This window comes from Pseudaeromonas sp. HNCC25DJ182, assembly GCF_055413365.1.
The window spans coordinates 99,673-113,663 of sequence record NZ_JBVAYG010000008.1 but is presented as its reverse complement, the minus strand read 5'-3'; the positions used below and the strand labels follow the sequence as shown (position 1 = coordinate 113,663).

16 protein-coding genes and 1 tRNA gene are annotated in these 13,991 nt (G+C 55.3%); 10 read left to right on the top strand and 7 right to left on the bottom strand.

Features of this window, described 5'->3' with window-relative positions:
* Positions 1–27: 27 nt before the first annotated feature.
* A complete protein-coding gene (hemL, locus tag ACZYUB_RS08630; protein ID WP_463947129.1) occupies positions 28–1,341 on the bottom strand; it encodes a glutamate-1-semialdehyde 2,1-aminomutase in 1,314 nt (437 codons plus the stop codon).
* 221 nt (positions 1,342–1,562) lie between these two features.
* On the opposite strand from hemL, the gene erpA reads away from it, so the two are divergent.
* The 5 genes from erpA to ACZYUB_RS08605 all read left to right on the top strand — a co-directional run bounded on the left by erpA (position 1,563) and on the right by ACZYUB_RS08605 (position 4,998).
* Complete coding sequence (gene erpA, locus ACZYUB_RS08625) at positions 1,563–1,913, top strand: iron-sulfur cluster insertion protein ErpA (RefSeq protein ID WP_460882161.1); 351 nt, start codon at positions 1,563–1,565, stop codon at positions 1,911–1,913.
* A gap of 202 nt (positions 1,914–2,115) precedes the next feature.
* A complete protein-coding gene (locus ACZYUB_RS08620; RefSeq protein WP_463947127.1) occupies positions 2,116–2,922 on the top strand; it encodes a siderophore-interacting protein in 807 nt (268 codons plus the stop codon).
* A gap of 368 nt (positions 2,923–3,290) precedes the next feature.
* On the top strand, positions 3,291–3,572 hold the full coding sequence (locus ACZYUB_RS08615; protein WP_463947125.1) for a glutaredoxin family protein: 282 nt from the start codon (positions 3,291–3,293) through the stop codon (positions 3,570–3,572).
* A 162-nt stretch (positions 3,573–3,734) separates the two neighbouring features.
* Positions 3,735–4,424 (top strand): DUF2057 family protein, encoded by a 690-nt coding sequence (locus ACZYUB_RS08610; protein ID WP_463947124.1) that lies wholly within the window; start codon positions 3,735–3,737, stop codon positions 4,422–4,424.
* 130 nt (positions 4,425–4,554) lie between these two features.
* Positions 4,555–4,998, top strand: coding sequence for an HIT domain-containing protein (locus ACZYUB_RS08605; protein ID WP_460882156.1), 444 nt, complete (start codon positions 4,555–4,557; stop codon positions 4,996–4,998).
* A gap of 86 nt (positions 4,999–5,084) precedes the next feature.
* On the opposite strand, the gene ACZYUB_RS08600 is transcribed toward ACZYUB_RS08605, so the two are convergent.
* Positions 5,085–6,194, bottom strand: coding sequence for an anhydro-N-acetylmuramic acid kinase (locus ACZYUB_RS08600; RefSeq protein WP_460882155.1), 1,110 nt, complete (start codon positions 6,192–6,194; stop codon positions 5,085–5,087).
* Between the two features lie 312 nt (positions 6,195–6,506).
* On the opposite strand from ACZYUB_RS08600, the gene tyrS reads away from it, so the two are divergent.
* Both tyrS and ACZYUB_RS08590 read left to right on the top strand, forming a co-directional pair.
* Entirely contained in the window at positions 6,507–7,706 is a 1,200-nt protein-coding gene (gene tyrS, locus ACZYUB_RS08595) for a tyrosine--tRNA ligase (protein ID WP_463947122.1), read from the top strand.
* A 246-nt stretch (positions 7,707–7,952) separates the two neighbouring features.
* Entirely contained in the window at positions 7,953–8,615 is a 663-nt protein-coding gene (locus tag ACZYUB_RS08590; RefSeq protein ID WP_463947120.1) for a DedA family protein, read from the top strand.
* Between the two features lie 150 nt (positions 8,616–8,765).
* Here ACZYUB_RS08590 and ACZYUB_RS08585 read toward each other — a convergent pair.
* Together ACZYUB_RS08585 and ACZYUB_RS08580 are read right to left on the bottom strand one after the other, a co-directional pair.
* Positions 8,766–8,841: transfer RNA gene (locus ACZYUB_RS08585), tRNA-Arg, on the bottom strand.
* A gap of 99 nt (positions 8,842–8,940) precedes the next feature.
* Positions 8,941–10,095, bottom strand: a complete 1,155-nt coding sequence (locus ACZYUB_RS08580; RefSeq protein ID WP_463947118.1) for a flagellar assembly protein T N-terminal domain-containing protein — start codon at positions 10,093–10,095, stop codon at positions 8,941–8,943.
* A gap of 139 nt (positions 10,096–10,234) precedes the next feature.
* On the opposite strand from ACZYUB_RS08580, the gene ACZYUB_RS08575 reads away from it, so the two are divergent.
* Together ACZYUB_RS08575 and ACZYUB_RS08570 are read left to right on the top strand one after the other, a co-directional pair.
* Complete coding sequence (locus tag ACZYUB_RS08575; protein WP_463947117.1) at positions 10,235–10,849, top strand: FlgO family outer membrane protein; 615 nt, start codon at positions 10,235–10,237, stop codon at positions 10,847–10,849.
* A gap of 7 nt (positions 10,850–10,856) precedes the next feature.
* The gene (locus ACZYUB_RS08570; RefSeq protein ID WP_463947116.1) at positions 10,857–11,282 is read left to right on the top strand and encodes an LPP20 family lipoprotein; all 426 of its coding nucleotides are present in this window, start codon (positions 10,857–10,859) and stop codon (positions 11,280–11,282) included.
* Between the two features lie 92 nt (positions 11,283–11,374).
* Here the strand turns inward: ACZYUB_RS08570 and flgN are convergent, their stop codons facing one another.
* The 3 genes from flgN to flgA form a co-directional block, all read right to left on the bottom strand.
* The gene (gene flgN / locus ACZYUB_RS08565) at positions 11,375–11,794 is read right to left on the bottom strand and encodes a flagellar export chaperone FlgN (protein ID WP_463947115.1); all 420 of its coding nucleotides are present in this window, start codon (positions 11,792–11,794) and stop codon (positions 11,375–11,377) included.
* Positions 11,791–12,123, bottom strand: coding sequence for a flagellar biosynthesis anti-sigma factor FlgM (gene flgM, locus ACZYUB_RS08560; RefSeq protein ID WP_460882148.1), 333 nt, complete (start codon positions 12,121–12,123; stop codon positions 11,791–11,793). The genes flgN and flgM overlap by 4 nt, the downstream gene beginning before the upstream one ends.
* A gap of 87 nt (positions 12,124–12,210) precedes the next feature.
* On the bottom strand, positions 12,211–12,933 hold the full coding sequence (gene flgA / locus ACZYUB_RS08555; protein ID WP_463947113.1) for a flagellar basal body P-ring formation chaperone FlgA: 723 nt from the start codon (positions 12,931–12,933) through the stop codon (positions 12,211–12,213).
* Positions 12,934–13,074: 141 nt separating this feature from the next.
* Here flgA and ACZYUB_RS08550 point away from each other — a divergent pair, with 141 nt between their 5' ends.
* Positions 13,075–13,986: a chemotaxis protein CheV gene (locus ACZYUB_RS08550; protein ID WP_463947111.1), complete on the top strand. Its 912-nt coding sequence runs from the start codon at positions 13,075–13,077 to the stop codon at positions 13,984–13,986.
* Positions 13,987–13,991 lie beyond the last annotated feature (5 nt).

Genomic DNA, 13,991 nt, shown 5'->3' with positions numbered 1-13,991 from the left:
CCGCAGTGACTCGCGGCGCGCCATGAGTTAAATACCAAAGCCTTCATTACGCAGCTGGGCAAATGCCAGATCAGCGGCCTGTAAGGTGGCGTCAATTTCGGCATCGCCATGGGCCAGTGAAATAAAGCCTGCCTCATAGGCGCTGGGTGCCAGATAAATACCTTCCTCCAGCATCAGATGATAAAACCGACGGAAGGCCGCCATGTCACAGCGGGTCACTTGCTCGAAGCTGCGGATCTCGGTTTCAGCGCTGAAGAAGAAGCCGAACATGCCGCCGACCTGGGTGGTACTCAAGGCGATGGAGTTGCGTTCGGCGGCCAGTTTCAAGCCTTCGACCAGCCGTTGGCTCTTGCGGTTGAGTGCTTCGTACAATCCTGGCTGCTGAATGGCCTGCAGCATCGCCAGACCGGCGGCCATGGCGACCGGATTGCCGGAGAGTGTTCCGGCCTGATAGACGGGGCCCACGGGAGCCAGATATTCCATGATCTCGCGACGACCGCCGAAGGCGCCGACTGGCATGCCGCCTCCGATGATTTTCCCCAGCGTAGTCAGATCCGGAGTGATGCCGTAGAAGCCTTGGGCGCCTTGCAGGCTGACCCGGAATCCGGTCATCACCTCATCAAAAATCAGTAGGGCACCGAATTCGTCGCACAGTGCTCGCAAGCCCTCCAGAAAACCTGGAACTGGCGGAATGCAGTTCATGTTACCGGCCACCGGCTCGACTATGATGCAGGCGATCTCCTGCGGGTATTGCTCGAACGCCGCTCGCACGGAAGCCAGATTGTTGTAATCACAGACGAGAGTGTGTTTGACAAAATCGGCTGGCACACCGGGGGAGTTGGGTTGCCCCAAGGTCAAGGCGCCGGAGCCAGCTTTGACCAGCAGCGCGTCGGCATGGCCGTGGTAGCAACCTTCAAACTTGATGAACTTATCGCGTCCGGTGAAGCCCCGCGCCAGACGAATGGCGCTCATGGTCGCCTCGGTGCCGGAGTTGACCATGCGGGTCATCTCCATGGAGGGCAGCAGGCTGCGGATGGTTTCGGCCATCTGCACTTCAATTTCGGTGGGAGCGCCGTAGCTTAAGCCCCGCTCTACCGCTTCCAGCACTGCAGCTTTGATCGCCGGATGATTATGGCCTAACAGCATGGGCCCCCAGGAGCCGATGTAGTCGATGTAGTGCTGACCATCCACATCATACAGATAGGCACCATCGGCTTTGGCGATAAAGCGAGGCGTACCGCCAACCCCGTTGAAGGCGCGGACGGGGGAGTTGACCCCTCCGGGGATGGAGTGGCGGGCTTGTTCGAATAACTGGGCAGAGCGTAGGGATTGGGCAGACATAAAGGTTCCTTACTGACATCAGGCGCAGGTCGTGATGAGGCGGACACGCGATAGGGCGACTATATCAAAATCTGCCGGGGGCCGGTATCGCCGGGCATCCTCAGGGAAGGCGCTGATAGATCTGACATGCGCTCGCGCTGATTCGATGGCGGGCGGTGAATACTTGAACTGACCACTCGGGTATTGGATAATCCCATGGTCAATGATTATGAGGTAACACCATGAGCGATAGCGTTGAGATACAGTTTCCCATCCAGATGACGGATGCTGCGGCCAATAAGGTCAAGAACCTGATTACCGAGGAGGAAAACCCGGATCTCAAGCTGCGGGTCTACATTACCGGCGGTGGTTGCTCCGGCTTCCAGTACGGTTTTACCTTCGACGAAAGCATTAATGATGGTGATACCGTGATTGAGAAAAACGGCGTCACCATGGTGGTGGACGGCATGAGTCTGCAGTACCTGGTCGGTGGCAGCGTGGATTACATCGAAGGGTTGGAAGGCTCCCGGTTTCTGGTGACCAACCCGAATGCGACCGCAACCTGTGGCTGCGGATCTTCCTTCTCGATTTAACTCTGCAACGAGTTCATATCACCAACCCTTCTGTAGCGGGCCCCTCTGGGGCCCGTTTGTTTTGTCCCGGCGCCACCGGATGGCGATTGCGCCTGGGCGCGCATCGTGCGCAGGAGTGCGAGGAAGATAATATCAAAAACCAAGTGATAATTATTATCATCTTTGTATAATCAGTCGTAGATGAAACAAAAAGGAGAATCCGATGACCGCTCAGGAAAAACCCCTATCCCCCCGAGCACAGCTGTTGTGGTTGGCCGAGCGGCGCCAGATTTCGACTCATGTCATGCGCATCTGGTTACGCGGTGAGGGGCTGGCTTTTTTTCCGGTCGATTGCGTCGGGGCTCACCTGAAATTGTTATTCCCGCAACCGGGGCAAGCTGAGCCTTTGCTGCCGCAATGGGGTGCTGGCGGTCCGGTCTGGGCGGATGCAACTCAAAAACCGACGATCCGCACCTACACGGTCCAGAATTTTGATGGCCAGTGTCTGGCGATTGATTTTGTTCTGCATGGTGTTCCGGGTCCGGCCGTCAATTGGGCGCGGCACGCCGAGATAGGCGCTTGCCTCGGGGTATCCCTTCCCGGCAAACCCTGGGCCTGGTTGCACACCGACAGTCACCAATTACTGGCCGGGGATCTGACGGCCCTGCCGATGCTGGCGGCCTTATTGGCCCAGTTACCCGCCGAGGCCAAAGGTGCGGCGTTTATCAGCGTGCCACACGCCTCGGATATCCAGACGCTGATCGCACCGGATGGTGTCGAGGTGCATTGGTTGGTGGATGCCGATCCCCATCAAGGGGAGTGGAGCCTGGCTGCACAAGCCTGGCCATGGCCGCAGACGACGGTTTGCGTCACCGCAGCGGGTGAAGCCAAGCCGCTGCAGCAGCTGCGACGTTATTTGAAACAGCAACGTCAGCAGCACAGAGAACTGTTATATGCGGTGCCATTTTGGAAGCTGGCACAGAGTGAAGAGGGATTTCATGATGAGCGGCATCAATTGATGGATGAGTAATCCTGAATGATGGTGGAGGTAGTGGTATGAAAACTCGTAAAATTGTGGCCGTTGGAGCCATGCTGGCGATTCTGGTCGCTTCCTATTTCAGTGAGAAAGCCCCTGCGGCGGTGAGAACAGAGCCCTCTTGGGGACCGACACTGCACTCACGGGCTCCCGTGCATGCTCCCTTGGCCACCGGGAGTGGGCATAGTTCGGTGACTCAGCCGTCATCACCGATGAAGCATTCTGGCGACCGTGTCAGTCTGATTTCCTCGTCGATAAGCTGATTTCCGAAGCTCTGCGTCGCGCTTTGAAAGCATTTCTGCGGGATGAATCGCCAACAGCCTGATAAACTGGCCTGGCGATTCATCTTCTGGGAGCTTGATATGACCATTCCCGCAGTTACCGATTTATCCCGTCTGGCGCTATATATGCGTCCTTCATGTCCATTTTGTGTGCGCGTGACGGACTATTGCCGCGAGGCTGGACTATTGCTTGAGACTCGCAACATCGCCCAAGGGGAACATCTGGAGGCGCTGATGGTTGGCGGTGGCAAGCGGCAGGTTCCATGTTTGCGCATCCAGGATGATGCCGGTCGTAGTCACTGGTTGTATGAGTCGCTGGATATCATTGCCTATCTGCAACAACAGTTTCCTCCGGCAACCTGAAGCACCGGGACATTCGAAACAGGCCTCGTGATGAGGCCTGTTTTGTTTCGGCAGCCCCCCAATCCGCCGCCGCTGTCATCAAAGCGCCATCGGGTTGTCATGTGACAAAAGTGTCACAATTGCCTGCTAGGCTAGCGCCATCCCAATTGAAAGGAGTGCGTGATGCGTGGTGGATTGATCCTGTTAAGCCTGTTTCTGAGCCTGCCGTTGTCGGCGGCCGAGTTGATCATCAAGGCGCCGTTGCGAGTGCTGGCGGTGTCGCCCCAGCAGTCGATCAGCGGTAGCAACTTGACCCTGAGCCCTGGTGAGCATCAGTTGTTGGTGCGTTACGAAGGCGTGTTGCCGGCCCGGAGCAACTCCGAGAGTGATATCGAGGTGACCTCGGATCCTCAGGTGCTGCATGTGTTGGTTAAGGGTGACGAGACCTTGACGCTCAGCGCGCCGCAACTGAACAGTGAGTCGGCCATGGAGCAATACGTGAAAAGCCCCGCCATAACGCTGAGCGGCAGCGCGTATCCAGAGCAAAGCCTGCGTCAGCAGCCGATAGCCCTCAAAGGGTTTGTTCTGGGCATCGATTATCAAGATCTGCTCGCCGATCATCTGCGGGACGAAGCGGCTGCCACGGCCAGTCAGACGGCCGCAGCGAGCCAGGTAGCAACGGCAAGCGCCGTGGCCGCTACGGCTGGAGTCACTGCTGCGGCGACAGTGGCTCCCGCTCCATCCACCGCTGCAGCGGCTGACATGACCACTGCAGCGTCGCAATCCCGGGAGCAGGCCCTGCAGCAACTATTTTTGCAGTCCACACCAGAAGAGCGAAAGCGCTTTATCGGTTGGGCCGTGCAGCAATTTTAATCACTCCTGAGTGACTGTCGCTGTGTTGCGAATGGCTTGCGCTGATGGATGGATGAATTGCCTTGCACCCGTCGTTGCGGCGGGTAAGCTAGTCTGAAATCCTTCCTCTGCTTTGTTGATGAGATTGCCGATGGCTAAACAGAATGCTGCATTCCAACTCGACCCGACTCTGGCTGCCGATACGGTCTGGTTGGGTGATTTACCGTTAAGTCGGGTGCTGTTGGCCAAAGAGAGCCGCTATCCCTGGCTGATTCTGGTGCCGCGCCGGGCGGGAGTCCGTGAAATCTATGAGCTCGAAGACGAAGCAGGAGTCTTGCTGTCGGAATCTTGCAGTATTGCCCGTCTGATGCAGGTGTCGCTGATGCCGGACAAACTCAATATCGCGGCCATTGGTAATGTGGTGGAGCAGTTGCATCTGCACCATGTGGCGCGGTTTCAAGAAGATGCGGCTTGGCCGAAACCGATCTGGGGTTTGCTGCCTCCCAAGCAGCATACGCCTGAGGCGCTGCAGGTGGCGGTAACCCGCTGGCAACAGTGGCTGGCGGTGTTGCCTGAGTTTGTGCGCGCCGGTTGAGCGGGCGTCAGTGGTTGTCAGGATCCAATACGCCAAGGGCGCCTCTCGAGGCGCCCTTGGTCATGATGGCTGATGAAACCGGAACGTCAGCGCGCCGGACACAGACAACCGAGGATTGCCTGACGGCTGGCGCCGGTCACGGCGGAGAGATTACCGGCCCGGCCATCGAGAAAACTCTTGGCCAGCCAAGCAAAGGCGATTGCTTCGACCCAGTCGGGGTGCAGACCCAGGGCATCGGTCGAATCGAGTCGCCAACCGGGTAACAGGTCCATCAGACGATAGATGAGTGCGTCGTTATGTACACCGCCGCCGCAAACAAAGAGCTCCGGTTCGGGAATGCCAATCGCCAACGGACCTATGGCATCGGTGATGCTGCGGGCGGTGAATTCCAGCAGGGTACGCTGCACATCTTCGGCGCGCATCGGCGGTCGTTCGGCCAAAAACAGCTCCATCCACGGCAGGGTGAAGGTTTCTCGCCCGGTGCTCTTGGGGTGTGGCATATGAAAATAGGGGTGGCCCAGTAAGCGCCCTAGTAATTCGGTGTTGACCCAACCACTGGCGGCCCAAGCACCCTTGGGATCGTAACTGCCGCCCTTGTGCTTGCGATACCACTGATCCATCAGGGTATTTCCTGGTCCGGTATCGAAGCCAAAGACCTGATCATCCGGGCCTGGCAATACCGAGACATTGGCGATGCCGCCGATGTTGAGGATCATCCGCGGCCCTTTCTTCGAACCGAATACCGCCTGATGGAAGGCGGGGACCAGTGGAGCCCCTTGGCCACCCAGAGCCATATCCTTGGCGCGAAAATCGCAGATCACGTCGATACCGGTTTCGACTGCCAGTCGGGCGCCATTGCCGATCTGCAGGGTAAACCCTAATTCAGGACGGTGACGGATGGTCTGGCCGTGGGAGCCGATGGCCTTGATCTGGTTCGGATGATGGCCGGTTTTGGCCAGCAGAGCGCGCACGGCGCCGGCAAAATGCACGGCCACGATCTGATCCATCTCGCCCATGCGATCAATTTCATTCGGACCTGGGTTGCACAGGGCATGCAGACGATTAGTGACCTTGACGGGCCAGGGCTGCGCATGGCTGGCCAGCAACTCTGGACGCTCGCCATGAAAACGAACCAGTACGGCATCGATACCATCCATGCTGGTTCCGGACATCAAGCCGACATACAACTCACTCATGGGGCTGGCTCCTGACCGGGTTGTGATGTGGGTAAGCACTCACCAGAGGAGTAGCCGGAGCAGCTGGATAGCGAAGCGCCAGCGACCCGTGGCGACAAGAGCCGATGAAAACGATGTGAATGCAATCCGAAAATGCCATCTATTTAGTTACTACTTATTCAGTGCCGGATCAGGGCGAATGCCCGTCGAAGTTGTGCCACGCGCCTTGCGGCGTGAGGGGTCTTAGAACCGCGCCAGTTTACAGACTTTCCATTGCCGCCGCCATTCCGTAAGATGGACGCGTTTTTTCATTTAGTTACGGAGTGCAGAAGAATGTCCCAGTTGGAAGCCGCATTGGCCGAAATCAAGCGCGGAGCCGAAGAGATACTGGTTGAATCAGAGTTGGTTGCCAAACTCAAAGAAGGTCGTCCGTTACGGATTAAATTGGGGATGGATCCAACTGCTCCGGATATCCACCTGGGCCACACTGTTATCCTGAACAAGCTGCGGACCTTCCAGGAGCTTGGCCATGAGGTCATCCTGCTGATTGGTGACTTTACCGCGCAAGTCGGTGACCCTTCTGGCAAGAACACCACCCGGCCTCCACTGTCGGAAGAAGCGATTCAATTCAATGCCAAGACCTATGCCGAGCAGGCATTCAAGATCCTGGATCCGGCCAAGACCCGTATCGAATACAACTCCACCTGGCTCAAGGAGCTAGGCGCAACTGGCATGATCAAGCTGGCGGCTAAACAGACCGTGGCGCGCATGCTGGAACGGGATGACTTCAAGAAGCGCTATGCGGGTGGCCAGTCCATCGCGATCCACGAGTTTCTCTATCCACTGCTACAAGGCTACGATTCCGTGGCTCTGAAGGCTGACGTTGAGCTGGGCGGTACCGATCAACGGTTCAATCTGTTGATGGGGCGCGAGTTGCAAAAAGATGCTGGCATGCCGACCCAGTGTGTGCTGACCATGCCACTGCTGGTGGGGCTTGATGGCGTCAAGAAGATGTCCAAATCGGCCAACAACTACATCGGTGTCCATGATGCGCCCAATGATATGTTCGGCAAGATCATGTCGATCAGCGACGAGCTGATGTGGAACTACTATGAACTGCTGTCCGCTCGTTCGTTGGCCGAGTTGGCGGAGTTCAAGGCAGGGATCGCTGCCGGTACCCTGAACCCGCGGGATGTGAAGATCTGGCTGGCCAAGGAGATCATTGCCCGTTTCCACGATGAGGCGGCGGCCGAGGCAGCACACAATGACTTCACCCAGCGTTTCTCCAAGAACGCCATTCCCGACGAGATGCCGGAAGTGACGGTGGCCGCCGACGCCGAAGGCATAGCGGTGGCCAATTTGCTCAAAGACGCTGGCCTGGTTGAAACGACCTCGGAAGCCCTGCGCATGATCAAGCAGAACGCGGTCAAGCGGGATGGTGAGGTGGTGAGCGATGGCAAATTGCTGGTCACCTCTGGCACCGCTGTCTGGCAGGTGGGCAAGCGTAAGTTTGCCCGCATCAGCGTGCAATAAATGCCGCTCCGATAAGAAAAGCGCCTCCGGGCGCTTTTTTGTCACCTATTGCCGGGGTCTCGATATACCTGGTGGTCTGGATATTCCGGGTCTCCGGCTTGCTCTCGTTGTTTTTTCATCAAGCCGTTGAACTGAGGTTGATGTGGATCCGGGTAAAATGCGCTCTTGGCGCGACCACATCCAAGCGTCCTGTCGATATCTCGAGTTTGGTGATGTGCCGAAACCCTATGATGAGAGTTGAATTGCATGTATGACATGTTGCTGGCCATTTGGAATCAGGATTTTGATCAGTTAGTGGCACTCCATTCCGTGGGCTTGTTGATCAGTTGCCTGGTTGTCATCCTGTTTTTGGAGTCCAGCTTTGTGTTTCTGCCCTTGCCCGGTGACAGTTTGATGCTGTTAGCTGGCGGCTTGGTCGGAGTCGGAGTGTTAGGGCCTGAGGTGACGCTGCTTTATCTGCCATGCGCGGCCGGGATGGGAAGCTTGCTGGCCTATCTGCAGGGGCGAGTCCTGCAAGGAACCGTGCTGATGGACCATTTGCAGCGGATCGTTCCGCAGCAACGCCTGTTCCAAGCGACGCAACTGCTGTCGCGGTATGGCTTTTTAGCCATGTTTTCATCGCGTTTTGTGCCGGTGATTCGGGTGTTGACACCCATGTTGATGGGCATGGGAAAACTGCCGCCGCTGCGCATGGTTGTGGCCAGTTTTGCCAGTGCCTTCTTGTGGACTCAGCTGCTGAGTCTGTTGGGGAGGGGTATGATGTCGATCCCGTTGTTTATCCGGCATCAGGAGTTGATCACCCGGCTGCTGCTCATCAGCGCGTTGTTACTGTTTGTCTGCGCCGTCGCCGCACTCGGTATGCGCTTTGCCCACAGTAGCCCGCAACGACATCCCCCGCGAAACAGTTGAGTTAATGCCTGTCGCTCGGTAGCTGGGATGGGGCATTTGGGCGGCAACTGTTGCCGTATTAGCCGGAACATTGGCCTCGGGGGTTTGACACTATGTTCCAAGCGCTATGTTCCAAAAGCAAAAAACGCAGCCTTGGGCTGCGTTTTGCTATGGTGTCCCCGCCGGGAATCGAACCCAGATCGGTCGCTTAGGAGGCAACAGTTTTATCCAGTTAAACTACGGGGACCCAAGCCTTCAAGGCGTGAGCCGAAGGCGGCGGGCATTATAACAAAGCAAACGTTGAAAGCCAGACCGGATGCACAATACGTCCAGTCTGATCAGTGGGTTATTCCAGAATCGCCAGATCATTGATCTGGATGTTGCCGGCCGCATAGCGGTTCAGCGGCATCATGATGGCATTATTGTCATACACTCGTTTGACTTCCATCTGTCCCATCGCCGGGTTGCGAACGGTTCGTTCCCGACCATAGCCATCGGTGAAGTTGGCTTTGTGTTCTATGTAGAAGCGTTCGCCGGTCTTGATACCGTGACGCTTACCCAAATTGATATGGTAGTTGTCGCCATCGATGCGCAGAATGCGCGCCACCGGATTGGTACACTGCAATTTCATCTGCATATCCTGCACTGCCCGATTCAGCTGAGCGGTAATTTCCTGGCCATACGCCGAACTCCAGAAACGTTGTGAAGTTACATCCACGCCCTCCTGCTTGGCAAAGTCCCAGATAGCTTCGGTTTCATAGTGCGGTTGATCGACGAGTTCCCCGGTCAGACCATCAAACAGATACAACTGCAGGGTGAAGTGACGGATGGGATCGCGCAGCCATTGCTCCAGCATATTGCCATCGGCATCGCGCAACGAAATATCCTCCAGCACACCAAACAACAGATACTGGCTATCGGTTTCGGCGGCCAGACTTTGCATCTGACCGATGTAACCCGTTTCGCCTTGCTCCAGTCGGCGCGGGTCCAGCCCGAGGTTGGCGTCCAGCCAGCGACGAGTGACAAAATTCTGGCTTAATTTTCCCAAGCGGTTAAATATTTGACGGGTCAGCTCGCGATGCAAGTCGAACAATTGGCCGTAGCTGGCCTGTTCCGGATTGGCAAAGCGAAAGCGAACCAGCGTGATGCCCTTGGCATAGCTGGCACCGGCGCAGCGGGTGCGATCTGCAACTATATAGGCGCGTAGGCTGACACTGAGCCGCCCGTTGCGGACTTCTTCCTGCAACAGATTGTATTGACGGATCTCGCTGTTGGCGCGGATCTGGAACTGATCCCGAATCAGGGCGCCATTGCTCAGGCTCTGGATGCTGGATACGGATGCGCCAGCCTGCAGCATGGCTTGCCGCAGAGCATCCTGGGTGGCTTGAGCCCGGGCTTCATCCTGATCGCCATTGATGATGGGCGCACTGCCACTGGCGGTGATCCATTGTGCGTATGCTGGCCATGCCAGCAGGAATATCAGCCAAATCCATCGTTTCATGGTATTCATCTTGCTAGGGATTTGAGCAGGTAAATGCATTTTGTATGCCGAACCTTAAAAGGTGCAATTCCGGCTTAAGGAATGCATGGTCTGGCCGATACAGGTGAAACGCCGAATAACAAACAGGTTGGAACACGTTATGAAAAAAACGGCCTTATGGATGTGCTTGTTGTTGCTGAGTGGCTGTTCCTCAGAATCTGCCAGCCAGGGCGACCCTTATTCCGTCGAGGGCGGTGAGCTCAATCGCCTGGTGTCCTCTATGGCGGATCGGTTGTTTACCAATAAACTGGCTGGCAATACAACCTTGTCGCCGATTGCAGTGACCTCGTTCGTAAACCTGAATACTCTGGAAAATACCAACTGGTTAGGTCAACAGATCGCGGAAGACATGGTCCATGAGTTGCATCGTCGAGGTGAGGTGGTATTGGATTATAAGCTGACCGGCAGTATCAAGGTGACGCCGGAAGGGGATTTTGTGTTCAGCCGCGACTGGACCGAACTTTCCAAGCGAGTGCCTGCTTCGCGCATACTCACCGGAACCATGTCCCGGAATGAAAAAGGAATTGTCATCAACGCCCGCATTGTCAGCCTGAAGACCCGGATGGTCGAAGCGACGGCACAAGGTTTTGTGCCGACCAGTCTGCTCAAGGGGGGACTCGACTCAGGACGTGCGGTGACCGTGACCAAGGGCATGATTGTGCGTGGCGAGTTCCCGTATGGACAATACAGTAACTCGGTGCCATTAACCCATTGAGGCGAATATGATGTGGAAACAGTGCCTGATCGTTGTGAGCCTGTTGTGGCTGGGTGGTTGCTCACAAAATGGCGTGACTCGATATCAGGTCGAGGAGCCGGAGCGTTTTCCAATCCTGCGAGCGATTGGTTATGCGGTTGTCGATGTGCAGCCTGGCCCCAGCCAAGGTGAGAAGATGTTACAGGCCATCCGGGCATCCAAGTTGGATGCCTATCGCGAACTAACCGAACAGGTGTACGGTCAATCGCTGCAGGGCTCCACCACCCTGCGTGATGCGGTGCAAACCAGTAATCAGCTACAGGCCTCGGTGGATGGCATGGTGCGCGGAGCTCGAGTTCTCAAGAGCTACCCGATAGACAATATGTACGCCACCGAATTGGAGCTGGATACCCGGGTGTTGTTCGATCTGTACAAGCTGCAAGGCGCGTTCTAGTTGACGCCAAGGCGCTCGCGCTAAAAATGAAAACGCCAGGTATTAACCTGGCGTTTTCATTTCTCAATCGAACCGGGCTGGAGCTGTAAGGCTCAGGCTTTCAAGTTGAGATTCATATGACCGACGGCATGGGCTGTGCCCTTGCTGTCATAGGTCATGCTGTTGCGGTCACGGATCTGGCTCAGCACTCCAGACAGGCGGCGATTAGATGCCAGACTCAGCTCCAGCAGCTTGCCATTGACTTCATTACGCTCTTGGCACTGCCGCAGTTTTTCAACCAGATGCTCTTTTTGTGCGGAAAGCGGACCATTGAGTTGCGGCTGGTCAGGATGATGGCTGATGGAAGCATCATTGCGCTGGAGCTGTTCAAGCAGGAATTGTTTCTTGCTGGCAATATCGGGAAGGGAAAGCGCCTGACGCTGCTTGAGAAGGACAAACTCTTCCTCCAGCAGCAGCATCATGTCATCCAGCAATTTATCTTGCTGCAGCAGCAGCTCATTGAGTCCGGTCATCGGGTCAGAGAATCCAGATTGGATTCCAGATCCAACATCTTCTGGGCAACCCGCTGACTATCAACGCGATAGTCGCCTTTTTCAACGGCGGCCTTGAGTGCTTCCACCTTGCTTTGATTGGTTGATGGCGCATCTTTGATTCGTTGCTGCAATTTATTCAGCCCCTGAGCCTGATCGGTAAGCAATACCGCATCTTGGCGTGGCTGGCTTTTTGCCTGCGCGTCAACCTCTGCCGGATTGCTGACGTTCGAACTGCTTTGGCTTGCGGTTCCCGTCGTGATCTTACCGGAATGGTTGTTCATCAGGTTGTTGACGTTATGAATGGCCATGATGAGCTACCTATTGTTTGCGTAATTCGCTTCTAGCCTGCTTATCGGCTACCAAGGGACTAACTTTAGGAAAAAAGTAAATCTGTTTCACATTTTTACCTTCACCTGGCCCACGGCTTCGACCGTCGCTGTGATGACCCGTTTTGAGCGAAGATTCTCAACCCGGATTGATTGGCCAAAGGTTCCATCTTGCAAGGCTTTGCCACTGGTTTTAATGGAAAGCGCCGATGTTGTCGCTTCAATCTGCACAGTATCATCTCTACATACTACACAGATTTGATTATGTCGCACAGGCTGGCCTGGTCGCAGATCGCGTTTGCTGCGGCTGCCAACTAAAGGTTCAATTTCAGTAAAGCTGTCACCCCGTATCATCACTTCGTCCATGAAGTCTAGCTTTAGATTGGAGGCTGTCAGGACGCTACCCTTGGTGATGGCATCGGCGACCGTCACAAAAGGGCGAAGAATGGTAACCCGGACAGGAACATACACCTCCCAGCGTGGCTCTGCTTCACAAACCAGCCTGACCGTAGTATTTCGTTTGATATCGCCATTTCCGGCTACACTAGCTGTAAGGTTCTTGTCGCATGGGTGCATGGCGTGACGGGTATCGATCGTTGCTGCCGTGACCTCGACCTGACTGGTTGGGTCTATGACCATCTGGTTGTAGATGAATTGTTCCGCCAGTGTTCGCATCTGCTCGGTGATTGTCTCGTCGGCATGAAGGCTATTGGCGAGCAGGAGTGTTGGCAAGATCAGACTATGACGACTAATCATGTTCAAGTGCTTGCTGATAAAGCAAAATAACGACATATAAGAATCTACTATCCTTGCAATAAGACGATGACCCCGTGGATGATACAGGCATCGTGAAGAACAACAGCCTGCAACAACCGCTTTGCCTGTACTGGGTAATGCAGGATTGGTGCCACCGGCCTCAAAATGGAGAGAATTATGGCGAGTATCCTGGACTCAGTAAATCAGCTGACCCAACTGGTGGGACAGAACCGCCTTGAGTTGTTGCTCTTTCGTTTGAATGGACGTCAACGATTTGGCATCAACGTGTTCAAGGTGCGCGAAGTGTTGCAATGCCCGCAATTGACGGTCATGCCGAAATTACATCCTTACGTCCGGGGTGTTGCCCACATCCGGGGTCAGACTATTTCCGTGATTGATTTGAGCTTGGCAACCGGTGGGCGTCCTATCGCCGATATTTCCAAGTGCTTTATCATCATTGCGGAATACAATCGCTCGGTGCAGGGATTCTTGGTCGGCTCGGTTGAGCGAATCATCAACATGAATTGGGAGTCGATTTTGCCGCCGCCCAAGGGCGCGGGTCGTTTCAACTATATGACGGCAGTGACCGAGGTAGATGGCGAATTGGTTGAAATCCTGGATGTGGAGAAAATTCTGGATGAAATTTCGCCCATTAACACCGAAGTCAGCAAGGAGCTGGTTGCCGAAAGTCCGAAGCATGATCCTCACGGCCGTCCGGTTCTGGTCGCCGATGACTCCTCGGTTGCGCGTAAGCAAGTTGAACGAGCCTTGAATACCATTGGCGTGAAATGCCTGCTGGCCAAAGATGGCAAAGACGCGCTGAACATGTTGAATGATATGGCAAAAAAGGGACCCATCGAGGATCAAATCTCCTTGGTTATTTCCGATATCGAAATGCCGGAAATGGATGGTTATACCCTGACTGCTGAAATTAGAAACACTCCCGCGCTCAGAGGGTTGCATATCATACTGCACACTTCGCTCAGCGGAGTGTTCAACCAGGCAATGGTGCAGAAAGTGGGGGCTAACAATTTCATTGCCAAGTTTAACCCGGATGAATTGGCCAAGGCCGTTCAGGATGCGATGTAATCAAC